Raw genomic sequence first — 25,143 nt, 5'->3', positions numbered from 1 at the left:
AAGGAGGGCACTTATCATTATAAGCTATTATACCTCAATTTAGAGGTTAGAAGATACGTGTAGTGTGCTACCAGATAGCTGTCCTAGGATATCTACTACAGCTTGATCTAGCGTGCAGCCCCACGCCTTGGCATAACGACGTACATAGTCTCTTTGCTCATCCGTCTTGAGGTCGGCAAAGGTCTTCATACTATCATCCATGAGGTACTCCATACGGCTACTGAATACCACGAAGTGTATCTTCGTATCTAGATCCCATACATCCACTTGGAGCTGGGCTGTAGATGGCTTGTTGTAAGGTGATGGAGTTTCGGTCTTTGAGAAGGTCTTTTTAGGATCCTTCTTATTGGTAAGGGAGTGCATCAGTTTCACTTGGATATCACAAGAATAGGTCACGGGAATAACCCCTTCTTCAACCGGCTTAAATGGATTAAATTGAAGGATACCTTTAAAGCCACGTGGATCCTTGATGAATTTAGCCTCATCGTCAGATGCTAGCTTGTCGTGTGGGTCAGTATCCATATACCAGTACTTAAAGAGGTCAGTTACGCCATTTTGATCCTTTGGAAGGTTGGTCATCAGCTCTTCCTTATCCGTAGCGCCCCAAGTTTTGATAGAATTATCTACTGGGATAAAGAAGTGCTGGTGGATATTCTCTTGCCCATTAGTTACAAATTGATGGGTGATGTCTTCTCCTTTAGCATTATAGTACTTGATTACTAGGGAGTAGAAATTGCCGCCATTGCCTGGCTTTGAAAGGCTCTCTCCATAGTCAAGACCGGTACGTATATAGAAGGCCTTTGGGCTATCCTCTGCTGGCCCCCACTCTAGTGTTGGTCTCCCATTGCCATCCTTCCCCTTTTTCAGCTTATAGGTAATCTTCTGGAAGGTTTTGAAGTACTTAACTTGGTCTGACACCCCATTTCCGTGCCAAGTTGAAGGGCCGTGCGTGTGGCACTCTTGTAGGATAAACTCTGCAGTAGTAGGATCCTCATGAAGCTTTTTGAGCTTTTGGTCTTCAGGCTCTGGGACCTGATTGACAATCCCATTCTTGCATCCAGTAGCCATCATAGCTACCATCATAGCCACCATCACGGTGAATAAGCTTTTTAATTTCATAAAATTGTTGTCTATAAAAATGGTTATTGTGTTGAAAAATAGCTGTTGTGATCAGAATGTCCACATTAGGCGTAGCTTCACACTTCTACCTAGATTGTGGAAGTAGTATCTGAAGCGATTGGTGTAGTCTTTGTACTCTGCGTTGGTGAGGTTTTCAATACTCACCTCCCCCTCTAGGCTTTTCCCGAAAGTGACAGGGGCTTTTGCCTTTAATGAGAGGTCGAAGAGTGTATAGGCTGGTGGGGTGAAGTCCACTAGGTCTAGCTCTGGGCTAAAGAGCGTTTGCTTTGCGACATAGGTCATCTCGAAGTTGCCTGATAGCTCTATAGAGGTGCCGGGAATGGTATACTCCGACTCTATCCAGTGACGCCACCTGAATGGGGCGATATTAGGGACATGAAGCATATTCTTTAGGTGTCCCACCGTGATGCCTGTTTGGAGCCCGTATGCAAGTAGTTTTCCTATGATATTGGCATTGGCTTTGAAGTCTGCACCGCAGAAGAAGGCATCTTCTTGCCAGAAATCAAATACGGGGTACTCTCCTGCTTGAGCCTGAAAGAATGTGCCACGTTTCGTTGCCTGATAGATATATCCATTGACGTACTGTAGAAATCCTTCAATAGAGCAGGCAAGCTTGCTTCCACTGTACTCTATGGAATTGACCCACTTATAGCCAATCTCTGGGATTAGGTTGCGGTCGCCTCGGGAGAATACTCCTGCTGCTTTATCTACTCCGAGAGAAAAACGTTCGTATACGTGTGGTGGACGCTGGAGGATAGAGAAACTACTAATGACCGAAAGCTTGTCGGTAGGAGTATAGCCTACGCCTATTTGCCCTCCTAGTAGAGTGCGGTGATCGGCATCTGAGAAGTACTCACTTGCTAAGTCGTAGCCAGCTACTCCGATTGTATAATCTTCATACCTAAATCCCCAATCCATGTAGAAGTGCTCCCATACTTTTTTCTGCCAAGCAAATAGACTGAACGTATAGGCCTTATAGTTTGGAATCATTGGTTGCACACCGGTATCTTCGGGATTGTCGTTGGTGGAGATTTGAATCTCCGCCCCCACTTCAGCTTCCGTACCTAGTAGGTTATAGTGGTTCCAGGTTAGGAGCCCATCAAGTGTAGAGAGTCGCATGCTGTACTCTGGCACATAGGATCGGTAATTGCGTCGATTGTGGTAATCCTTGTGTATATCTAGCTGGTAGGATAGATTGAGCCGAAGTACTTGCTCGGTGGTAAGATCGTAGCGAGTGCGCGAGTTGATAAGGTGATGCCACACTTTGGAGTAGGGGTATTGGATTTTCCTTGTGAATGGGTAGATAAGCTCTGGTTTCCCTATTTTCAGTCTCTGTTCAAAGAGATCACGACTTCCTATTTGCCAAGCAAACATGCTGGCTTCATGAGAGTGAAAAAAGGAGTAGTACAATTCGGAGGTAAATCGACTTCCACGCCTATAGCCCAATTGCGCAGTGGTACTCCATTGCCTACTACCCGTATTATTGAGTAGGTAGTGGGCAGTAGACTTATCGCCGTAGTTTTGGTAAGAGGCGGCTATATTCCAAGCCCAATGATTATTGTGTGAGCCATTAATCCCGATGAGGCCAACCAGCCCACGCCCATTGGTGATGTATGAGGTGGCAATCTTTCCCCCAATGCCCTTTTGTTGATATTCAAGCAATGGAGGGTCTATTTCTACTACACCACCTAGGGCTCCCGAACCATGCTTTACCACCTCTGCCCCCTTGAGTACTCGGACATTTTGCGCCATACTAAAGTCGATCTCTGGTGCCATATCGATGCCCCAGCCTTGACCTACGTGGCGTATGCCATTATTAACAATCATCACCCGATTACTGTGCATGCCGTGAATGACTGGTTTGCTCGCATTGGGACCCGTCGATAGCATAGATACTCCTTTTACTTTGGAGATGGCTTCAGCAAGCGAGCTCCCTAGATTACTAGAAATATCCCGGCTACTGAGTGTTTCTGCTACTGTAACACTCTTTGTAGTGGCTTTACTTTTTACCACTACTTCATTGAGCGAAAAGTTGGATGCATAGAGGGAGATATAGAGTGGGTGACCACTAGATGCCTCTTTCGTAGCATTCCTGATCTCAACGGCTTCATACGCAATGTGAGAGAACTTAAGGGTCGCACTGTGGGGCACCAATACGGTGATTTTTCCGCCCCTTGCAGTGACTCCTGTTTCACGGTCGTTGATTGATACAACCACTCCATCTATTGGTTCTTGCGTAATGGCATCACGCACGATGCAAGAGATGGATACTCCCTTGCTCTGCTCCTGTGCAAAAATGTCTGTCTTGGAAAATGTAAGCGATAATAACATCACTATACACTTACAGATGGCAAGACAACAAGGCTGATGACTCCTCATCATAAACTAGGATTAATGATTAAACTTGCAACTGGGTTGCAAGGGTAGCTAATGTTTTTTAGTTAGGCTATAAAAATGGGCAACTAATCAGGGCTTACGCATTAGAATAGTCTTGTGAGTGGCTTTTATCGGGGTGTCTATGGATAAGGAGACTGTTACACGGTGTGAATAATTAACATCCACGGACAAATTCATCCCACAAATAAGGGTGCAGATGGTCTTTGAATAACAGCCTAAAAAAGCAACAGCTAAGTGACCAAAAGTTTAGTTGCAACTAAGCATTTGCTTTGTTGCATCTCGGCAATTGCTTAGTTGCATCTCGCCGATCGCTTAGTTGCAACTCGCCGATCGCTTAGTTGCAACTCAGTTTTCGCTTTTATATGGTTTTGAATATCAGCTTGTTATAAATTGGATTTTTGGGTCACTCCTTTCTCCTATTTTATAGGGTCATTAACTTATGCATTTACTCCTAATGCGTAACCCCTGCAGTACAAAAATCCAATGGCTGTCTGGTTGGAAAATAATATGTAAATTGCACTAGTAATTTGAAACTACGTAATCGTGAAGTGATATGAAAGATTTGACCATCTCAAACATAGAACGGCAGAATGTACTTAACAATCGTTTCGCGGTCAGTAAGGTACAAGAGCATCTTGATATAGAAGGAATGCTCTTTGAGGGCGAATACCGCTTTACAAAAAAAATGGTTGCCGACTTTTATCAAGTTGACACATCTACAATAGATCGTTATCTGCAATCAAATTCTGATGAATTGAAGCATAACGGATATATTTTATGTAAGGGTAAACAACTGAAAGAGTTTAAGTTAGAATTTGCTCACCTTATTAATGAGGCGAGCAAAACAACACAACTTGGACTGTTTAATTTCCGCTCTTTCTTGAATATGGGTATGCTACTTACAGAGAGTGAAAAAGCCAAGAAAGTCCGTAGCCTCATCTTGGATTTTGTGATTACCACTATCAATGAAAAGACAGGTGGAGGAACAAAATATATCAACCGCAGGGATGTGCATTACCTTCCTGCCGCAATTACAGAGGAAAACTATCGTAAAAATCTCACTTCTGCCATCAAACAATACGTGGAGGGACATCCCACATACAAATATTCTCAAATTACAGATTTCATTTACAAGGCTGTATTCAAGGAGAATGCTAAGGAATACCGGGAAGTGTTGAAGTTGGATTCCAAAGACAATGTTCGACACACGCTGTATTCAGAGGTTTTATTGGTTATTTCTTCTTTTGAAAACGGTGTGGGTGCAGTTATCAATGAACGATTCAAGGAAAACGGTGGCAGAAAACTTACTATTGACGAAGTGAAGCGTATTGTAAACGAACTTGCCGAACATCCCATGCAGAAACCTTATCTGAATGATGCCAGAACAAAAATGGCTTCAAGGGATTTTAGTTTCCGGGATGCGTATCATGGTAACATTGCAGACTATCTACAAGCTGTTACTCCTGAAGAGTTTGAACGATTCATCGGTGACCAGTCTATTGATTTTGACCAAATTTTAGCGGACAATAAAGATGTACTGAAACGCTTAAAACAGGCAGAGGATGAGTAAGGAAATTATTTACATAGATTACGATGAAACTCTAAGCATCTATGGCAAAATGATTGATGCCAGTGATGGTGGCTTTGAAGGAGTGCGTGATGAAGGCGGTATTCGTGCTACATTGGATTTTGTGCAAAACGATTTATACTATCCTACCTTTGCCGACAAACTGACCTATTTGATGTATAGATTTTGTTCCGGGCACTTCTTCAATGATGGGAACAAGCGTATTGCACTGAGTTTGGGTGCGTACTTCTTACATAAAAATAATTACTATTGGCACGCTTGTATCTGTATGCGTACATTGGAATCTATCATTTATCACGTGGCAGCATCGAACATCGACCAAGATTTGCTGCTACGCATCGTCAATAGCTTTCTAACCAGTAAAGATTATGACGAAGAGCTGAAAATAGATATTGCCAATGCCATGAGCAAAGGTGAGTTAGGAATACAAGGCGAAGATTACGAATAACTGAATATAATTATGGCGAATGTACTTGAAATCATAAAACGTAGATTTAAATTACTAGTGTAATTTACTTATTATTTTCCAACCAGACAGCCATTGGGGTCTTGTGGGCTTTTTTTGTCAGAGTCAATATTTTTTGTATCTTTGCCATTGCTTAAGGCAAATGGTTCGTTGGCCGAGTGGTTAGGCAACGGTCTGCAAAACCGTGTACGGCGGTTCAAATCCGCCACGAACCTCTATAGTTTTTTCATAATAATTTAAGGTTTAAGTAGGTACCTTAAGTCGCGAGACTTGAGGTATTTTTTTGTATCTTTGGTGAATATGAGAGGTGGCACTTTTCTTTGCCACTAGTAATTAAGATAGAAAGACATGATAGAATACTTGAGAGGGAAGGTGGTAGAGCGTACCCCCACGGCTGCGATAATAGAGGTGGGCGGAGGAATAGGCTATTTACTCGCTATCTCCCTCAATACCTACAATAAGATACGCGAGGGAGAGGAGGCGAAGCTCTTGGTGCATGAGGTGCTGAGGGAGGATACCCACGACCTTTATGGCTTTTGTGAGGAGGCGGAGCGGAAGCTCTTTCGTCTGCTGATTACGGTGAATGGCGTTGGCCCTGCCACGGCTCGTCTGGCACTCTCTAGCTTTACCCCAAGTGAGCTCACCCGACTGATAAAAGAGGGCAATGAGGTGGGACTGAAGTCGATCAAGGGGGTAGGGGTTCGTACCGCACAGCGAATTATTGTGGAACTGAAGGATAAGATCGAAGCGGAGATGGGTACCTTCAATATCGGTATTGATAGCAGTAAGGACCCACTTGCCACGGAGCATCTGGCAATGTACGAGGAGGCGGAGAAGGCGTTTATTGCCCTTGGCTATCCTGCTGCAGCTGCCCGTAAGGTGGTGGCAAAGTTGGCAAAGGCCGATCCAAATATGAGTATCAATGATATGATCCGCAAGGGTCTGCAGATGCTGTAGCGTGTGTGGAGAGCGATGCGACGGTGCTACGTGGCATTGACCCTTGTACTACTCTTCTGGGGTAGTGGAAGGGCGCAATCTCTCCAGACCGATTCGGTGGGGTATCTCCCGGCGACGGGCTACTACCTCCTCTATAGCCGAGATAGCTTGGGGGCGTGGCAATTGCGGGAGCTACTCACCTCCGAGGAGTATTTCCGAGCGAAGGCACTACAGCAGACGGGTGAAGTCTTTTATGAAAAAGGGAAGCCTCCACTTCCCAAGCCCCTTCCCCAGCGTCCTAAGCTGGGATTAAAAGCCAATGGTTATCTCTCCCTCAATCTAAGTCATACCACTACTGAGGAGGATAATCCTCTGCTACCAGTGGGGCTACGCAAGCGAAGCCATTTCACCATTTTGCCAGAGATGAATATTCACCTCAAGGCCAACTACTCCGAGCGATTGCAGCTCGACCTTAGCTACACTACCGAGCCGGTGATGGCGGATCGCCGAAGTAGAGTGCGGCTGAGGTATGAGGGTGAAAACTACGACTTTGTGCAACGACTACAGGCGGGCAATGTGCGAATGGAGAGTCGCAATCCGTTGATTGATACCGGTGGGGAGCTCTTTGGCGTACGGGCGGACTTGCTGATGGGTCCTTTCTCGCTTCAGGTGGTGGCCAGTCGGCAGTATGCCGAGGAGCGTAAGATTGTAGTGCAAGGCGGACGACAATTGATCCAGACGGAGCTCAAGGGTAGTGACTACGACTTTGCTCAGCACTTCTTTCTCTCGGAGTTCTTTGCCGCCCAATATAGCGACGCACTCAAGCACTTGCCCCTTGTGGAGAGTGACCTCTACATAGACCGAGTGGAGGTGTGGGTCACCACCCCACGTCAGATGGATAATAGGAGCCGTTTGGAACCGATTACTGCCTTCAAAGGGGCTTCGACTGCTCAGCAACTCCCTAGTAGCAACCTTTTTGAGGCAAGTGGTATCGAGATCACTTCTGCCCGAAAGCTTCCGCCTTCGGCCTATACCCTCCACCCGACACTCGGATTTATCTCACTTCAAAGTCGACTGGGGGACGGGCAGATACTAGCAGTGGCCTACAGCTATCATTACAAAGGAAAGCGGTATCAGGTGGGGGACTTGGTGACTGCCGAGGGGGGTAGTCGGCGTGTGGCACTGCTGTCGGAGCAAGATCGCTCTCCTCACTCTCCGCTTTGGGGGCTGATGATGAAGAATGGCTACTCTCTCTCGGGGGCAAGGCCAGATATCCAGAATGACGAACTACAGGTGTCGCTAGTTTTTAAGGACGAGGAGGCGGGGGTAGATAAACCGATTGTGGAGAGAGGAGCGGATAGTGGTCGCTCGTGGCTCGACCTATTTGGCTGGGACCGAGCCGATAGCTCTGGTCGGGGTGGGGCACCCGATGGGCTCTTCGACCTAATTGATGGGGTCACTTATCTCAAGGCGACTGGCACCCTCTTTCTACCTCAAAGGTATCCTTTTGTAGAGATACCTCGGGATGGCTACCCTACCTTTCAAGCACTTTATACGAAGAGCCAACGTGAGGCAAAGGAGGCTCAGGAGCTAGATCTCTTTAGAATTCAAGCGGAAGTGACGGGGAGCCAGACGCAGTCAGTTTCGCTTGGAAACCAGAAGATTGAGCCAGGGAGTGTGCGGGTAGAGGCGAGTGGTCGACAGCTCTCCGAGGGGGTGGAGTATGTGATTGACTACCTTTCGGGGAGGCTTACGCTGACCACCAATACCACGGAGACGATTGAGATTACGGTGAAGGAGCGAGAGCAGCAACGACGTAAGGAGAAGTCTCTGGTGGGTGCGGAACTGAATTGGACGCCCTCCCCTCGCCTCAATGTCGGCGGTACGCTGCTCGCCTATTGGGAGGATAGCCGACGTAATAGGATACGGTGGGGAGAGGAGGTGCTACGCAACCGTATGTGGGGGGTACATGCTAGCTACCATTGGGAGAGCCCATCGGTAATTGAGTGGTTCAATGAGTGGAGTGGACTGGAGGTGCGGGAGCCACTGAAGCTCTCTCTTCAGGCCTCTTATGCGGAGCTGCTTTCCGATTATAATCGTTCGCGCAGTGGCAGTGATAAGATCGTAGTGGAGGACTTTGAGGAGGGCAATAGATATATTGAGCTCACCTATCCGCAGGGGTGGTCTCTAGGGGAGGTGGAGCGACCTGAGAGCCGTGCCCAACTGGCGTGGTTCAAGGTGGATGCTCTTCTGGTACGGGATGGTGCACCGCACCAACCAACACACTTAATGAAAGACCAAAGTCAGCGTCGCCACCCTTTGGTTCGGGAGGTGCCCCTAGAGGAGTTCTTTCCGCAGCGAGACCGTTCGCCCATCGGGTTGCAGACGCTCTCCACGCTTAATCTCTCCTTCTATCCCTCCGAGCGTGGTCCCTACAACCCTCAATTGCCCACTGCACCGCAGGAGATGTGGGGCAGTATCAGCTATCCCCTTTCGACCAATGACCTAGAGAATCGTCGCTACAGTTACATTGAGCTCTGGATGCTCGACCCTTTTACCCTTGACCCCGATGCCCCCGAGGGGATGCTCTACCTGGATCTTGGGCGAATGAAGGAGGAGATTCTCCCCGACCAAGGTATCTACTACGAGGGAAGTGAGGCGAAGCAAGAGACGGAGTGGGGGCGTAAGGCACTCACCCCGCCACAGCTCTATGGCTTTGATACTACGGGAAAGGTACCGATCAATCAACAAGATGTGGGGCTGGATGGACTGACCTCGGAGGAGGAGCGGAGCCACCCTCGCTATCAATTGTTTCGTGATGAAAAGGACCCCGCAAAGGACGACTATCGCTTCTTCTTGGGCGATGAATGGGACGAGGTAGAGGCCTCTATCTTGGAGCGTTATCGCTATATCAATGGTATGGAGGGCAATTCCACTCCTCGGGTCATTCAAGGGGTGGAGAGTGCCCGGACGTGGGACCCCGATACCGAGGACCTCAATAGGGATATGATTCAGGAGCAGGAGGAGGGCTACCTGAGGTATGAGCTACCGATCACTCGTCAGGGACTGAGTGGTGAGCAGATTGTGGGGGAGAAGCGACTAAGCGAGCGAGAGCGGTGGGTGAAGCTACGGGTGCCTTTGCACTCCCCTTCAGAACAGATTGGGCAGCGAGTGTCGCTACAAGATGTGCGGACCCTTCGGTTGTCGCTCACCCGTTTTAGCAAAGAGGTACAGCTCCGACTAGCACAGTTTAGGATCGTCTCTACCTCCTGGAGTAAGTTTCAGAGCAGCATCGAGCCGAGTGATATGCGTAGTGCCGAGATGCAGGTCACTACCCTTTCGCTAGAGGAGGATAGCCAAAGGGCACCAATCCCTTACCTCTCTCCGCCCGAAGTGGAGCGAGATGAGGTGGCAAGTGATTGGGCAGTGCGTGCCGAGGATGAGCAGGCTTTGGCGATGAAGATAGCGTATCTGGCACCTGGCCAGCCGGTGGCTATCTACAAGGAGCAATCGCTCGACCTTCGCCACTATCAGCAGTTGGAGCTCTGGAGTCACTTGGAGTCGGAGCAGATGATTGCAAGGGGTGAGTTGGAGCTTTTTATTAGGGTGGGGCACGACTTTACTCGCAATTATTATGAGTACCGCCTGCCACTTGAGGCAACTCCCATCGGCGATTATTCGGCACTCGGTGAGGAATTGATAAGGTCCGAGGTGTGGCGACCCAATAACCTCGTCCAAATCTCCTTGGCAGAGCTGACAGAGCTCAAGCACCAGCGACTGTTGGCAGGAGCCGAGGACCACATCCCCTTTGTTCAGCCCGACCCTGCCCATCGTGGGGCTACCATGGTGGTGAAGGGGCAGCCCACACTGGGTGAGGTGACGGCCGTACTGATTGGGGTGCGGAATAAAAGTGACCGCCGACTCTCTGCGGAGGTGTGGGTCAATGAGATGGCGGTGAAAGGAGCAAGGGCTGTGGGCGGAAAGGCAGCCCAAGGGGCGATGCAATTGCAGGTGGGAGAGCTAGCATCGCTTCATTTGGATGGCCAATATCGGACCGCTGGCTTTGGCTCAATCACTTCGGATAGTCGCAAGTACGAGCTACAGGATATGCAGTCCTTCCTCCTTCGCACCGAGCTAGAGCTGGGTATGCTACTGCCCAAGCGGTGGCAACTGAGGTTCCCTATTCGTTACTCCCTAGAGCGGCAGAAGTCTACTCCCTTCTACGATCCCTTTGATAGCGACCTCCGTAATGAAGGGGGCATCGGTGCCACCTTTAGGCAACAGGAGAACCTAGAGCTCACAGATATGCGCTGGCTCAATTCAACCGATAGGAGGCGTCCGTGGAGCCTCTCCAATTGGCTATTCAGCTACCGCCTACATCGCCAAAAAGGGTATGCCCCCGACCTACTTGAGGAGCGAGAGCGCAGCTCCGAGAGCGAAGTGACCTACCAATTCGATACCTCGCAAGGCAGTTATATCCGCCTCAATAGTCTCTGGAATCGCTACTTCAAGTACCAGCAATTCCCCTCCGACTACTCGGCCCTCACCACCCTTCGTAGCCGTTGGGATTGGGTCAGGGGGTTGCAAATCAAGCAGAGCTACAAGGGACTCACCCTCTCCCTACAAAGCACCACGATGGCACTCATCCACGAACCATTTGAGGCACGCCACCGCGAGAGTCAAGCGAGCCAATTTGAGTGGATGACACGGGAGATACTACGAGACATTACCGCACTCGGCAGCACGGAGCATTACTTCGGACAGTTGGAGCTTGCCTACCGCCTACCGCCGATGTCGGCTCATTGGCTCCAGCCACTCACGGGACAGGCGACATGGCGAAGCAATTATCAGTGGCAACTAGGGGCAAGGAGTGCTCAGTACCAGCAGGGCAACAGAGCGGAGAATGGCACCTACCTCGACCTCTTGCTCCAGTATCACTTCAGCACGCTACCGATCAAAGTGCTACAAGACTTCTCTCTGCACCTTCGCCGAACCACAGGTACCAGTTTGCCTGGGTTGCTCGCCACTGGGGGTAAGGTGATGGGGCTTGGCTTTGTCGACCGACAGTTGATGCCAGGATTAGCCTTTCGACTTGGTATGGACCACCCTCTCTCCACCTTTGAAAAGATGCAGGAGCAGAGCCTCATTACCCAGAAGGGAGGCAGCCGCCAGCCACTAACCACCTTTTGGCGAAATGAAATGGAAGCACGGCTGAGGTTCGAGCCTCTGAAGGGACTCGAACTCACCTTTACCTACGAAAACAACCGGCACCACCACACCTCGGTGACCCCTTACCAAACCGAAGGGGCAAAGATAGAGCGGGGCAACCTACGGTATAGCACCATCGCACGACTGCAGAAGCACCCCGAGGTAGAGCACTTTGCCCAGCAGTCGAGCCTCCTTTACCTTGAGCGTGAGGGGCTACCAAGCCTTTTGGCAACTCTGCCCAATTGGCAAGTGTCGCTCAATATCTCTCAGTGGCACTCGTGGCTAAAGGAGCATATCCCCACCCTCAAGCTGACCCATCAGTATCGGGCTTATGTGGAGGTGCCTACCTACTACATCACCGCCGAGCAGAATGACCTCCAAAGCCTAGTGGTGAGTGAGGAGCTGAGCCCGCTCATCGGGCTAGAAGTGAAGAGTCAGCTCGGCATCTCGCTAGAGGAAAGGTACAATCAGCGCCACTCCCAAACCCTCCAAACCACCGCCAAGCGGATACTCGATCAGACCGACCATGAACTCTATAGTCGTCTAGGCTACTATATCACCTTCGCACCCCTCTTCACCAGTAAGATAAGCCTACTTAGGAGCGAGCGACAGAGCCTTCGCCTACAGCTCCACCACACCTATACCTATAGCCTTCTCCGGAATATCCAACAGCTGGAGAGCGACCTTGCCCTACAAGGAATGAAAGCCCATACTCTGCAATTTTCAGCAGAGTATGGGCTTTCTGATGCCATTAGCGTTCGGGCGTTTGTGGAGCGTCAGCAGCGCCAACCACTCGTCTCCAATTACAGTTTTCCCTTCAAGCGAACCACCTACGGGCTGCTCTTCCGGCTGCAACTAAAGCCTTAGCCCACGGGCAATCACTCCCGAGCCGTAGCAGAGTTGCTGTGAACGGTCGTAGATAGTACAAAACTGCCCTGGGGCAATCCCTTGAATCAATTCAGTAGAGTGCAGAGTGTAGATTCCCTCAGCGTCCCGCTTCAGTTGTCCCACGGTAAAGTCGGGCGTGTGGCGTACCTTGAAGGTCACCTCTAGCTCCTCCCCCTCCATCGGGTTGAGCGTAATCCAGTGCATCTCCGGCATCTCCACCACATTGCCATACTGCGTCTCGGGGTCGTAGCCACGGCTTACATAGAGCCTATTTTGCTCAATATCCTTGCGGATTACAAACCACGGGCCACCCGATAATCCGAGCCCCTTCCGCTGACCGATGGTGTGGAACCAATAGCCCCGATGCTCACCGACCACTTTGCCCGTTTCCAGCTCAATGATTTCGCCCTTCTGAGTACCGAGATAGCGCTCCAAGAATTGATTATAATCCACCTTACCGAGGAAGCAAATCCCTTGGCTATCCTTTCGCTGTGCCGTGACTAAGTGCTCCATCGAAGCGATCCTCCGCACCTCACTCTTTGGCAACTCCCCAAGGGGGAAGTAGGCCTTCAGTAGCTGAGGATAGGTGATCTGAGCGAGGAAATCGGTCTGGTCTTTCACTGGGTCCACCGCCGTGGCGAGGAACTCCTTATCGCCCACCACCTTTTTACTCGCGTAGTGACCCGTTGCGATCTGATCGTAATCCCGCCCCGCATACTCATTGAAGTAGCCAAACTTGATGATCCGATTGCAGAGCATATCGGGGTGAGGGGTACGTCCCTCCCGCACTGTGTCGATGATGTATTGCACCACATAGTCCCAGTACTCACGATGCAGATTGATCACCTCCAGAGGGCGACCATAGTGCTTGGCGAGCCACTTCACCATCTCCATATCCTCCTCGCTAGGGCAGTCCTCATAGCCTGCCTCATTGGCTCCGATATAGATATAAAAGAGGTCGGGCGCCTCGCCACGCTCCATCATCAGATGGAGTGCCACGGAGCTATCCACACCGCCCGAGAGCAATAGTGCACGTCGCATAATCAGGATACCTTACTGCCTGGCTTCACCTCCTTGCTCGTGGTGAGTACCGAGAGAGAGCCATCGGCCTCTATTACGGAGAGAATCATCCCTTGGCTCTCAATCCCTCTCATCTTACGAGGGGCAAGGTTGGCCACAAAGATCACCTGCTTCCCTACCAGCGTCTCAGGCTCGTAGTGCTTCGCCAGACCCGAGATGATGGTCCGCTCTCCAAAGCCATCATCGAGGGTAAATTGCAGGAGCTTATCGGTCTTAGGCACCTTGGTACAAGCCTTGACCGTAGCCACACGGAGGTCGATCTTCTCAAACTCCTCAAACTTAATCTCAGGGGCAATCGCCAGTGGTTTCGCCGCCTTAAGAGCTGCCTCTGCATTGCTCTTCTTGATCGCTGCTAGGCGGTCGAGCTGAGCTTGGATCGTTGCATCCTCTAGCTTCTCAAAGAGGAGCTCAGGCTGCTCTAGCTGGTGGCCCGCCTCCAATAGGTCGCTTCTCCCGATCTCCGACCAGGTGAGGGCACCCTCCATATTCAGCAGATGGCGTAGCTTCTCCATAGAGAAGGGGAGGAAGCTCTCCATTAAAATAGCCAGATTGGCACTGATCTGTAGTGCCACATTGAGGATGGTAGCTACCCGATCCATATCTGTCTTGGCCAACTTCCAAGGCTCCATATCGGCGAGATACTTATTGCCTAGGCGTGCCAAGTCCATGGCCCTACGCTGAGCATCACGGATATGGAAGTTATCGAGAAGGTTGGCCACATCGTCGCGGATGGTACCGATCTCGGCAAGGACCGCCTTATCCTCTTCCTGAAGGGTGGTGATGGCAGGCACTTTCCCCTCAAAGTACTTGTGGGTTAGCACCAAAGCACGATTCACGAAGTTGCCAAGCACTGCCACCAGCTCATTATTGTTGCGAGCTTGGAAATCGCTCCACGTAAAGTCATTATCCTTGGTCTCAGGAGCATTGGCGGTCAAGACATAGCGGAGGATATCCTGCTTGCCAGGGAAGTCGCGTAGGTACTCGTGGAGCCAAACCGCCCAATTTCTACTGGTAGAGATCTTATCGCCCTCGAGATTGAGGAACTCGTTGCTAGGCACATTATCGGGGAGGATAAAGGAGCCCTCAGCCTTGAGCATCGCAGGGAAGACAATGCAGTGAAAGACGATATTGTCCTTACCGATGAAGTGGATCATGCGGGTCTCGGGATCTTTCCACCAGGTCTCCCAACTATCGGGGAAGAGCTCTTTGGTATTGGAGATATAGCCGATAGGGGCGTCAAACCATACGTAGAGCACCTTGCCCTCAGCGCCCTCTAGCGGTACCGGAATACCCCAGTCGAGGTCGCGGGTCACTGCTCTAGGCTGTAGCCCAAGGTCGAGCCAACTCTTCACCTGTCCGTAGACATTAGGGCGCCACTCCTTGTGCCCCTCGAGGATCCACTCGCGAAGCCACTGCTCGTACTTCCCTAGGGGGAGGTACCAGTGCTTGGTCTCTTTCATCACTAGCTCCGAACCGCTGATGGCCGACTTTGGATTGATCAGGTCGGTGGCATTCAGACTGCTACCGCACTTCTCGCACTGGTCGCCATAAGCCCCTTCGTTGCCACAGATAGGACAAGTACCGGTGATGTAGCGGTCGGCAAGGAATTGCTTTGCCTCCTCATCGTAGTACTGCTGAGTGGTCTGCTCTATAAACTCGCCCTTTTCGTAAAGTGTGGTGAAGAAGTCCGACGCCATCTGGTGGTGCGTCTCGCTTGTAGTGCGTGAGTAGACATCAAAGGAGATGCCAAACTCTTCAAACGACTCTTTAATTAGCTTGTGGTAGCGATCCACAATGTCTTGTGGCGTTACCCCCTCCTTCATCGCTTTGATCGTGATGGGCACACCGTGTTCATCCGAACCACCGATAAAGGCCACCTCCTCGCCCTTCAGACGAAGGTACCTCACATATATATCTGCTGGGACGTAGACCCCTGCCAGGTGTCCAATATGCACCGGACCATTGGCATAAGGAAGGGCCGTCGTCACCAAAGTACGCTTAAATTTTCCGTTACTCATATCCTTCTTATTTCTATCCATTGTATATTTGGCACAAAGTTACAAAAATCAAATGACAGCGAGATAAATAGTGCCATTGGAGGCAGGGGTTACGCATTAGAAAGACCTTGCATCTCATCCTCGACTTATACTCATCAAAGAGACTGATAGATCGGAAGAACCTCTCCTGGATCCTTACTGATTGATGCTCTGATGGGGTGAAAAATCGGCTAAAATGGGGGTGCTGAGGTCTGATTTGTAAACATTTGAAAATCAGTGTCGTATAAAGGCGTTTGCCGAGATGCAACTAAGCATTTGCTTTGTTGCATCTCGGCAATTGCTTAGTTGCATCTCGGCAATTGCTTAGTTGCATCTCGGCAATTGCTTAGTTGCATCTCGGCAATTGCTTAGTTGCATCTCGGCAATTGGTTAGTTGCATCTCAACTTTTGCTCTACTAGCATGGAGGTATTTTGGGGGTCTGTTTACGTGGATCGCGATCTGTCTTTCTAGTAATATATCTGGGGATTAGACTTGGGTTGAAACAAAAAATCACCTAGAGGGGAGCCCCTAGGTGATTTCAAGTTGTATTGGTGAGGTTTTGGTTACTCTGTAAGCAGAGTGAGTAGCTTGCGGTCGGCCTCCCAGCCTAGTGCACTAGCACCGAGGACTGCGGCATCGCTCTCTTTGAGTTCGCTCACGAGGATCTTCACCTTGTCTTTGTAGATATTGAGGAGGTTTTGCTCCATGTGTCGCTTCACTGGCTCTAGTAGGATATTGCCAGCTTTGGTTAGCCCTCCAAAGAGGATTATTGCCTCTGGACTGGTGTAAGCTACGGAGTCGGCGAGTGCTTCGCCTAGGATGGCTCCAGTCGTTTCAAAGACATCAAGTGCTAGCTTATCGCCTTGCACAGCAGCATCGTAGACATCCTTTGATGTGATCTCATCGATATTGAATGTGCGAAGGAGACTATCATCTTCACGAGCGGTGAGGAACTCCTTGGCGGTGCGTGCTACACCTGTAGCGGAGCAGTAGGTCTCAAGGCAACCAAAGCGACCGCAACCACAAGAGCGCCCGTTGCGACGGATAATGGTGTGCCCGATCTCGCCGGCAAAACCATCGTGACCGTAGACGAGCTTTCCACCCACTACGATACCACTCCCTAGCCCTGTGCCGAGGGTGATCTCGATGAAGTCTTTCATACCACGAGCAGCTCCATAGGTCATCTCTCCGATAGCGGCAGCATTAGCATCATTGGTGAGTGCCACAGGGATGCCCTTGAGTGCTTCGCTAAGGAGGAAGGCCATAGGGATGCGACCCTTCCAAAGGAGGTTGGGTGCAAAGTCAATGGAGCCGGTAAAGAAGTTGCCATTTGGGGCACCTACGCCCACACCGTGGATCTGGTCGATTCCCCCTGCGTCATTTGCAAGGTCGGTGATGGCATCTGCCAATTCCTTGATATAATCTTCTACTTTGATATGATTGGTACTCTTGATCTTATCGCTTCTGATAATGGTACCTCTCGCATCTACAATGCCGAAAACGGTATTGGTACCCCCCACGTCTACCCCTACTACATAGGGCTTGTTGTCGCTTGTTACGATTGCCATGAATTATCTATTTATCAATTGTTTTGTACATACACTGACTTTACCATACGGGAATTGACCTGATTGGCAAGGTCTAGAAATACCCTCCACTCATCGCCTTCGCGTTTTAGCTTGAGACTTCTGTCGTAGCTACGAGTGGGCACGCCATCTTTCTTCACAGACTCCTTGATCTTATTCTGGATCTCCTCGGGTAGATCTTTGAGTCGGTGGCTCTTCATTGAGAGGATGGTCTTGGCATCTTCTAGTGAGAGGTTGCCAATCTTCTCTAGGTCGGGCAGGTAGATGAAGTAGGTGACAGTGGCGGTTTCGCCATTAACGCTACTGGTAAACTTATCTACCTTGATGGACTCCTTCACCTCGGGAATCAATTCGATGGCATCTGCTAGCTCATCTGGGATGGTGTAAAAATGCTTGAAGTTTTCGAGCGTCATCGCATCTTTATCCTCCTGTGTGAGTAGGTCGTAAAACCGCTCGAGGTCGCCATTGAGCTCTGCTTTCACGGCCTCTTCGGCCACTTCCTTAGGGTCTTTTCCACCACACGAAGTGAGGGTAGCAAGCAATAGACCTATGAGCATTGCCACGCTAATGGATGAATAAAATCTTTTTGCCATAATCATCAATTTAATGTATTCGATTGTCGTACAGAGGGACCCCGTGGGGGCTGCCTCGCTATTTTACCGCAAGTTACAATTATTTTACGAATTGGGCAAAGGATTAGCCCATTCTTTGATTATTTGTACCTGTCCAAAAATAGTTTTGGGTGTTAGGATTGATAAATGTCAGTCATAACCCTAAATGGACTGCCAAAATAAATATAACGCACGAAATATCGCCTGTTTGCTTTCATTTTGTTACTATGGAAATCTTTTAACATAAAAAGAGATGAGAATAGTTGCAAGTATCAAAAATAATGCCTACCTTTGCACTGTGGTTTTTTCATAATAGTATTAGATTATAGGTTTGAGATTGAGGGTGTCGTGAGACACTCTTTTTCTATTTCGGGGGAAGGAGTTCAAAGGAAAAGGGGCTATATCCAGCTGGATATAGCCCCTTTTCGACTTTGCACGAAGGCGATCTGCGGCGTTGCTTTCGGAATTCGGGCTCGGTCACGTACGTATGTACGCTCCCTTTGCCCTAGTTGGGCCTTGGTGCCTTACTGCACCTTGCCCTCACCCTCAGGCCTTGCATCTCATCCTTCGTGCAAAGCCTCTTTTTTATTGGGAAGCTACTCTAAATTATTAATAGAGTGACTTGATAAGCTCTGTGAATAGACGGCCCATCTTCTCAGAGGCGGCGTTGGCGGCACATATCACATCGTCGCCATCGTTGACGAAGTCATCTGTGAAGTGGTACCCTTCGTTGGTGATCACCGACATACCAAAGACGCGGATATCACAGTGGCGAGCCACAATCACCTCAGGCACGGTGCTCATACCGATTGCGGTGCCTCCGATGATGCCTAGGTACTTGTACTCCGCTGGAGTCTCGTAGCTGGGACCTGTCCAACCGACATAGACGCCCTTATGAAGCGGGATATTGAGCTGGCGACCAATCTCTTCTGCCTTAGCAATCAGTGGGCGGTCGTAAGCTCGTGTCATATCGGGGAAGCGAGGGCCAAACTCCTCCATATTCTTACCAATGAGTGGGTTGGGGAGCATATTGATATGGTCTCTAATGATCATCAGATCGCCTACTTTGTACTGGTCGCAGATACCTCCGGCGGCATTGGAGACAAATAGGTACTCTATGCCGAGAAGCTTAAAGACGCGTACGTGGAAGGTCACCTTCTCCATTGGGTAGCCCTCATAGTAGTGGAAGCGTCCCTGCATGGCAATCACTGGGCTACCATCGAGTTTGCCCACGATGAGGTTGCCTTTGTGCCCTAGTGCCGTAGACTTAGGGAAGTTGGGGATATCGGTATAAGGGATCACGCGAGCCTCTTCTATCTTATCGGCCAATTGACCTAAGCCAGAGCCGAGGGTAATCGCTACCTTGGTCTCTTGTGGAATCAGCGGTCTTAGGTAGTCCGCTGCTTCTTGATATTGCTTGTACTCTACCATAATTGTATCAATTTCTATCACTTTTGTTTCTTACTTCTCTCAAATAGGTCGCGGGCTACGGTGCGAGCTTCGGACATAATCGCCTCTTCGCCCGGTACGTGGCGACCACGCATCAGCACCCGACCATCAACGATAAGGGTATCCACCGCACTACCGTTGGCCGAATAGACCACATTGCTCACCAGGTTGTGGCAAGGGGTCATCTCGGGAATATCTAGTTGCAAAAGGGCAAGGTCGGCAAGTCGTCCCACCTCAATTCGCCCTGCGGGGATACGGAGAATCTCCGCACCTGCAAAAGTGGCTGCCTTGAAAACCTCTCCCGCCTTGGCACTGGTTGGATCTCCCGACCACGCTTTAGCGAGGAATGAGGTGAGCTTCATGGCGGTAAACATATCTAGGTTGTTGGAACTAGAAGTGCCGTCGGTACCAATACCCACACGGATACCCTTTTGCCACATCTCCTCAATCTTGAAGCGGTAACCACTCGCCAACTTCATATTAGAAGCGGGGTTGTGGACACACGCCACACCATGGTCGGCGAGGATCTGAAGCTCCTCGCTATCCATCCAAAGCGAGTGGGCGAGGACCAGATTAGGAGAGAGCACTCCTAGCTGCTGCAGGTACCTCACAGGGGTGGTGCCGTGCTCCTTTACGCACTCCTTTACCTCACCCTCCGTCTCGGAGAGGTGTAGGTGCACGAGTAGATCATTGGCCTTGGCGAAGTCATGGGTGTACTGTAGCATCGGACCAGTCACTGTGTAGATGGCGTGCGGACCAATTGAGAGCTGCACACGGTCGGAGTAGCGATCAAATTCCTTTAGATACCGCTCCATATTCCGCTTATCCAGCTCTGCCCGTTCCTTATCCCCTCTATCGAATACCGTGTAGGAGACATTGGCCCTCAGCCCCATTTCCTCTACCGCTCTTGCGGTGCCGTGAGGGAAGGAGTACATATCTAGGAAAGCGGTGGTACCGCTCTTGATCATCTCGAGGCAAGCGAGCTTGGTGCCGACATAGACATCCTCCTCGGTCATATGTGCCTCCACTGGCCAAATCATATTATTGAGCCAATCCATCAGGCGTAGGTCATCGCCATATCCGCGGAAAAAGGTCATCGCCGCATGCGTGTGGCAATTGATCAAGCCAGGGATCACCGCCATACGAGAGGCATCAATCACCTCAGCCCCAGCCTCCATTCCTTGGAGGTTGCCGATGGCTACTATCTTATTGCCCTCAATAAGAATATCCCTCCGCACCCCATCAGGGTGCAGAGGGTTTTTGATAAATAGCTTACTCATTGTGTCCGTATCTTGCGTAGAATTCAGCCACGGTACGGATACCGATATGGAAGTTGTAGAGAGGGAAGTTCTCATTTGGTGAGTGGATAGCATCGCTGCCAAGTCCAAAGCCCATCAAGATACTCTTCACTCCTAGTACGCGCTCGAAGGTAGCGATGATTGGAATACTTCCACCCGAGCGAACGGCTAGAGGCTTCTTGCCGAAAGTAGCCTCATACGCCTCCTCAGCCACCTTGTAGATAGGTAGGTCACTTGGGCATAGGTATGGGGTACCACCGTGTAGATACTCCACTTTCACCTTTACATGATCGGGAGTTAGCTTATGAACATAGTCGATAAAGGCTTGTGCAATCTTCTTCTCATCTTGATTTGCTACTAGACGGGTAGAGACCTTAGCAAAAGCCTTGCTAGGAAGGATGGTCTTGGCACCTTCGCCTTGGTATCCACCCCAGATGCCACAAAGGTCAAAGCTAGGACGGCTGCCAGTACGCTCTAGGGTATGGTATCCCTCCTCGCCATATAGCTCCTTCACCTTTATCCCAGCCTTGTAAGCTGCTTCGTCAAATGGGATTCTCTTAGTCATCTCCCTATCGGCCTCGGTCAGCTCTACCACATCATCGTAGAAGCCAGGGATAGTGATACGTCCCTTTTCATCCTGCATCTTAGCGATCAGCTTGCACAGCTCATTGAGAGGATTACCCACGGCACCGCCATAGATACCCGAGTGGAGGTCGTGGCTAGGCCCCGTCATCTCTATCTGCCAGTAGCAAAGACCACGCAGACCGGTAGTCATTGATGGGTTCTCAACACTCAGCATACCAGTATCGCTCACGAGGATATGGTCGCTCTTCAATAGCTCCTTATGCTCTTGGCAGAAGGCCTCAAGGCTAGGCGAACCGATCTCCTCCTCGCCCTCTAGCATCACCTTCACATTGCAGCGAAGTAGATCCAGCTTAATAGCTGTCTCTAAACCCTTTACCTGGCACATTGTCTGCCCCTTATCATCATCAGCCCCACGAGCATAGATGATGCCATCGCGTACCTCAGGCTCAAAAGCCTCCGACTTCCAGAGCTCTAGTGGCTCGGGTGGCATCACATCGTAATGGCCATATACTAGCACGGTAGGGAAGGAGGGGTCGAGTAGCTTCTCGGCATACACTACAGGGTTGCCCTTAGTAGGCATCACCTCCGCCTTGTCCATACCACTCTTCAGCAGTAGGTCGCACCAATGCTCGGCACAGCGAATCATATCAGGCTTGTGCTTGCTCTGCGAACTTACCGATGGGATACGAATGAGCTCAAATAGCTCCTCTAGGAATCTCCCTTTATTCTCCTCTACAAATTGATCAATCTTCGGATTGGATTTACTCATAGTAAATGGTCTCTCTTTAGTTTGGTTATTAAAATACTATCTACCTCAAAGATACCTATTTTCTGCCAAACTTTAGCCACCTCGCCGAAACAAGAAAGGGGGGCTTACTTGAAGTAGCCCCAAAGTGGATCATCGGTGGGGTAGGGAGCCACCACAGAGATTGCTTTGCCCGAGACGGGGTGTGTGAAGCTCACCTCTCTAGCGTGAAGCGAGATCGAGCCGTCGGGATTACTCCGCTTGGCACCATACTTCAGGTCGCCCCGAATGGTGCATCCGATGCCACTGAGCTGAGCACGTATCTGATGATGCCGCCCCGTCTCCAGTCGTACCTCGAGGAGCGTATATCGATCGCTCTCGCCTATCACTCGGTAGTGCAGGCGTGCCTCCTTGGCACCCTTGGTACCAGTGGCAACGATATAAGACTTATTTTGCTTAGGATTCTTCTTGAGCCAATGCACCAGCGTCCCCTCTGGTGCTTTTGGTGGTTGCTCCACAATGGCGTGGTACACCTTCTCCACCTTGTCGTCGTGAAAGAGCCGATTCATCCTGGAGAGCGCCTTGGAGGTTTTGGCAAAGACCACTACTCCGCTCACTGGTCGATCGAGACGGTGAACCACTCCGAGGAAGACATTCCCCGGCTTTTGGTATTTCTCCTTGAGGTATAGCTTCACCTTTTCGGGCAAAGGAACGTCGCCAGTACTATCGCCCTGAGTGATCTCCCCTGCTCGCTTGCTAATAATGATCAGGTGGTTATCCTCGTAAAGCACCTCAAATGCTGCCATTATGCTTTTCGCTTCCAGGTGGTAAAGGAGTAGGGGAAAGCGTTGCGCTCATCCGCCTCATGGGGCTCATTTTGTGTGCACTCCCAAAGGTCGATATCAATGTCGGGAAAGAAAGTATCTGCCTCAGGCCATTGGTGGTGAACCAGCGTCACATGTAGCTGATCGGCTAAAGCCATCCCCTGTCGGTATAGCTCCCCTCCACCGATAAGGAAGAGCTTCTCCCCCTCCGCTACCTCCATCGCCTCCTCTAGGCTATGAACCACCTCCGCTCCCTCTGCGTGGTAAGTAGTATTGCGGGTGACCACAATATTCTGTCGCCCTGGAAGTGCCCCCTTAGGGAGACTCTCAAAAGTCTTGCGTCCCATCACAATCGGGTAGCCCATAGTGGTCTCCTTGAAGTGACGCAGATCGGCAGGGAGTTGCCGTCCCCATGGCATATCGCCCTTCAGTCCTATCGCCCCGTTATCCGCAATAGCGACAATAATGTGTAGCTCTGATTTCATACCGATACCTCCGCTTTGATGTGTGGATGAGGGTCGTAGCCCACGAGTTCGAAATCCTCAAACCTAAAGTCGTCAATCGACGTCACCTCTCGCACAATATTCATCTTCGGCAAAGCTCGAGGCTCCCGACCCAATTGTATCCGTGCCTGCTCTAGGTGATTGAGATAAAGGTGGGCATCACCAAGGGTGTGGACAAAGGTGCCCGGCTTTAGCCCCGTAACCTTCGCCACCATCATTAGTAGCAAGGCGTAGCTGGCAATGTTGAAAGGAACGCCGAGGAAAACATCGGCACTACGCTGATAGAGTTGCAGGCTGAGGCGCCCCTCCGCTACGTAAAACTGAAAGAGTAGGTGGCAAGGAGGCAAGTGCATCTCCTGTAGCTGTCCAACATTCCACGCACTCACGATGATCCGTCGGCTATCGGGATGACTCTTGATCGTCTTAATAGCCTCTGCCAGCTGGTCGTGCTCCTGCCCTTTGGCATCACGCCAATGCCGCCACTGTGCCCCATAAATCGGACCGAGATCACCCGCTTCATCGGCCCACTCATTCCATATCCGCACCCCATGCTCTTGTAGGTAGTGGACATTGGTATCGCCCTTGATGAACCACAAGAGTTCGTAGATGATGCTCTTCAGGTGTAGCTTCTTCGTGGTAAGTAGTGGGAAGCCCTCCGAGAGGTCAAACCGCATCTGATACCCAAATAGGCTCTTAGTACCAGTGCCAGTACGGTCGCTCTTCTCCACCCCTTCATCGAGGATCTTCCTCAGTAGCTCTTGGTATTGTTTCATTCGTCCTCCTCCTCTCTATGATATCCTTGTGCCACAATTGTCGTTTCGCTACCTCCCGAGGAGACTAGTCGCACGCCATCCTCTGCTTCGGTGATAAAACCGATCTGCCGAACATCCTCCATTGCATCCACCAGATCCTTTAGTCCGAGTGGAATGGTAAAGAGTAGCTCAAAGTCGTCTCCGCCATTCATTCCTACTAAGGTGGGCGAAAGCCCCAGCTCATCTGCCATACCCACTGTCTCGTGGTCTATCGGAATCACCTTTTCATAGATGCGAGCTCCTACGCCCGAGGCGTGGCAGAGCTGAAGTAGGTCGCTCGCCAGACCGTCACGAACGCTGATCATTGCCGTCGGTTTGACGCCAGCCGCTTGTAACTGTCTTAAGATATCTAGGCGAGCAATCGGCTTCATCTGTCTCTGAAGAATGTATTCACGACCGTCAAACTGGGGCGCGAAGTCGGCTGTTCCATCGAAAGCCACCTTTTCTCTAATCAGTAGCTGCAACCCCATGTAGGCGGCTCCTACATTGCCGGTAAGGCAAAGGAGGTCATTTTTCTTTGCACCACTTCGGCGTAGCTCCTCTCCACTAGCCACACTGCCGAGTGCCGTCACCGCAATGGTGAGGCCTGTGTACGAACTGCTCACTTCCAGCCCTACCAAGTCGATATTATATAGAGCCAAAGCATCCTTCACCCCGAGCATCAAGACATCTACATCCTCCACCTTGAACCTCTGTGAAAGGCCAAGGGAGAGCGTTAGTTGTCGTGGCGTTCCACCCATGCCAATGATTTCTGCCACGGCCGAGGTGACTGCCTTAAAGCCTAAGTATTGAAGGGGAAAGTAGACGAGGTCAAAGTGGATGCCCTCTAGTAGCAATTGGCTCGCCACCAATTGTTGCTCTCCCGAAGCGGGGGCTATAAGTGCTGCATCGTCTGTTAGCCCCAATAGCGTGGAGGCGTGGTGGGTCTCCTCCAGCCCCTGAATGATATGGTCGCGGAGTCCAAAGGCTCCCAACTTGCTGATCTCCATA

General features: G+C 50.4%; 17 protein-coding genes and 1 tRNA gene. 5 read left to right on the top strand and 13 right to left on the bottom strand.

What is annotated here, in order from left to right:
- Positions 1 to 39: 39 nt before the first annotated feature.
- Together MWL85_RS10030 and MWL85_RS10025 are read right to left on the bottom strand one after the other, a co-directional pair.
- Entirely contained in the window at positions 40 to 1,119 is a 1,080-nt protein-coding gene (locus MWL85_RS10030) for a hypothetical protein (RefSeq protein WP_244400598.1), read from the bottom strand.
- 51 nt (positions 1,120 to 1,170) lie between these two features.
- Positions 1,171 to 3,522 (bottom strand): TonB-dependent receptor, encoded by a 2,352-nt coding sequence (locus MWL85_RS10025; protein ID WP_244400597.1) that lies wholly within the window; start codon positions 3,520 to 3,522, stop codon positions 1,171 to 1,173.
- A 568-nt stretch (positions 3,523 to 4,090) separates the two neighbouring features.
- Between MWL85_RS10025 and MWL85_RS10020 the strand changes: the two genes are divergently transcribed.
- The 5 genes from MWL85_RS10020 to sov all read left to right on the top strand — a co-directional run bounded on the left by MWL85_RS10020 (position 4,091) and on the right by sov (position 12,602).
- Positions 4,091 to 5,107, top strand: a complete 1,017-nt coding sequence (locus MWL85_RS10020; RefSeq protein ID WP_018027515.1) for a hypothetical protein — start codon at positions 4,091 to 4,093, stop codon at positions 5,105 to 5,107.
- Positions 5,100 to 5,573 (top strand): Fic family protein, encoded by a 474-nt coding sequence (locus MWL85_RS10015; RefSeq protein ID WP_070707204.1) that lies wholly within the window; start codon positions 5,100 to 5,102, stop codon positions 5,571 to 5,573. Before MWL85_RS10020 ends, MWL85_RS10015 begins: the two co-directional genes overlap by 8 nt.
- A 162-nt stretch (positions 5,574 to 5,735) precedes the next feature.
- Positions 5,736 to 5,806: transfer RNA gene (locus MWL85_RS10010), tRNA-Cys, on the top strand.
- A 133-nt stretch (positions 5,807 to 5,939) separates the two neighbouring features.
- Positions 5,940 to 6,548 (top strand): Holliday junction branch migration protein RuvA, encoded by a 609-nt coding sequence (gene ruvA, locus MWL85_RS10005; RefSeq protein WP_244400596.1) that lies wholly within the window; start codon positions 5,940 to 5,942, stop codon positions 6,546 to 6,548.
- A gap of 15 nt (positions 6,549 to 6,563) precedes the next feature.
- Positions 6,564 to 12,602 (top strand): T9SS outer membrane translocon Sov/SprA, encoded by a 6,039-nt coding sequence (gene sov, locus MWL85_RS10000; RefSeq protein WP_244400595.1) that lies wholly within the window; start codon positions 6,564 to 6,566, stop codon positions 12,600 to 12,602.
- Here sov and mnmA read toward each other — a convergent pair.
- From mnmA to thiL, 11 genes are all read right to left on the bottom strand, one after another.
- Complete coding sequence (mnmA, locus tag MWL85_RS09995) at positions 12,591 to 13,664, bottom strand: tRNA 2-thiouridine(34) synthase MnmA (protein WP_244400594.1); 1,074 nt, start codon at positions 13,662 to 13,664, stop codon at positions 12,591 to 12,593. The two genes, sov and mnmA, sit on opposite strands and share 12 nt — an antisense overlap.
- A 2-nt stretch (positions 13,665 to 13,666) precedes the next feature.
- A complete protein-coding gene (gene metG, locus MWL85_RS09990) occupies positions 13,667 to 15,721 on the bottom strand; it encodes a methionine--tRNA ligase (RefSeq protein ID WP_244400593.1) in 2,055 nt (684 codons plus the stop codon).
- 582 nt (positions 15,722 to 16,303) lie between these two features.
- Positions 16,304 to 17,308, bottom strand: a complete 1,005-nt coding sequence (locus MWL85_RS09985; RefSeq protein ID WP_244400592.1) for an ROK family protein — start codon at positions 17,306 to 17,308, stop codon at positions 16,304 to 16,306.
- Positions 17,309 to 17,322: 14 nt separating this feature from the next.
- A complete protein-coding gene (locus MWL85_RS09980; protein WP_244400591.1) occupies positions 17,323 to 17,919 on the bottom strand; it encodes a nuclear transport factor 2 family protein in 597 nt (198 codons plus the stop codon).
- A gap of 627 nt (positions 17,920 to 18,546) precedes the next feature.
- Positions 18,547 to 19,368 (bottom strand): purine nucleoside phosphorylase I, inosine and guanosine-specific, encoded by an 822-nt coding sequence (locus tag MWL85_RS09975; protein ID WP_244400590.1) that lies wholly within the window; start codon positions 19,366 to 19,368, stop codon positions 18,547 to 18,549.
- A gap of 17 nt (positions 19,369 to 19,385) precedes the next feature.
- Positions 19,386 to 20,666 carry an amidohydrolase gene (locus MWL85_RS09970; protein ID WP_244400589.1) on the bottom strand — a complete coding sequence of 427 codons (1,281 nt, stop codon included), beginning with the start codon at positions 20,664 to 20,666 and terminating at the stop codon, positions 19,386 to 19,388.
- The gene (locus MWL85_RS09965; RefSeq protein WP_244400588.1) at positions 20,659 to 22,038 is read right to left on the bottom strand and encodes a dipeptidase; all 1,380 of its coding nucleotides are present in this window, start codon (positions 22,036 to 22,038) and stop codon (positions 20,659 to 20,661) included. Before MWL85_RS09965 ends, MWL85_RS09970 begins: the two co-directional genes overlap by 8 nt.
- 104 nt (positions 22,039 to 22,142) lie before the next feature.
- The gene (locus MWL85_RS09960; RefSeq protein ID WP_244400587.1) at positions 22,143 to 22,820 is read right to left on the bottom strand and encodes an RluA family pseudouridine synthase; all 678 of its coding nucleotides are present in this window, start codon (positions 22,818 to 22,820) and stop codon (positions 22,143 to 22,145) included.
- Positions 22,820 to 23,323 (bottom strand): dihydrofolate reductase, encoded by a 504-nt coding sequence (locus tag MWL85_RS09955; protein WP_244400586.1) that lies wholly within the window; start codon positions 23,321 to 23,323, stop codon positions 22,820 to 22,822. The genes MWL85_RS09960 and MWL85_RS09955 overlap by 1 nt, the downstream gene beginning before the upstream one ends.
- Positions 23,320 to 24,114 carry a thymidylate synthase gene (locus tag MWL85_RS09950; RefSeq protein WP_244400585.1) on the bottom strand — a complete coding sequence of 265 codons (795 nt, stop codon included), beginning with the start codon at positions 24,112 to 24,114 and terminating at the stop codon, positions 23,320 to 23,322. Before MWL85_RS09950 ends, MWL85_RS09955 begins: the two co-directional genes overlap by 4 nt.
- Positions 24,111 to 25,142: a thiamine-phosphate kinase gene (gene thiL, locus MWL85_RS09945; RefSeq protein ID WP_244400584.1), complete on the bottom strand. Its 1,032-nt coding sequence runs from the start codon at positions 25,140 to 25,142 to the stop codon at positions 24,111 to 24,113. Before thiL ends, MWL85_RS09950 begins: the two co-directional genes overlap by 4 nt.
- Position 25,143: the final 1 nt, after the last annotated feature.

This window comes from Porphyromonas somerae, assembly GCF_022845615.1.
Taxonomy (GTDB): domain Bacteria; phylum Bacteroidota; class Bacteroidia; order Bacteroidales; family Porphyromonadaceae; genus Porphyromonas_A; species Porphyromonas_A somerae.
This window is presented reverse-complemented; position numbering and strand designations above follow the sequence as displayed.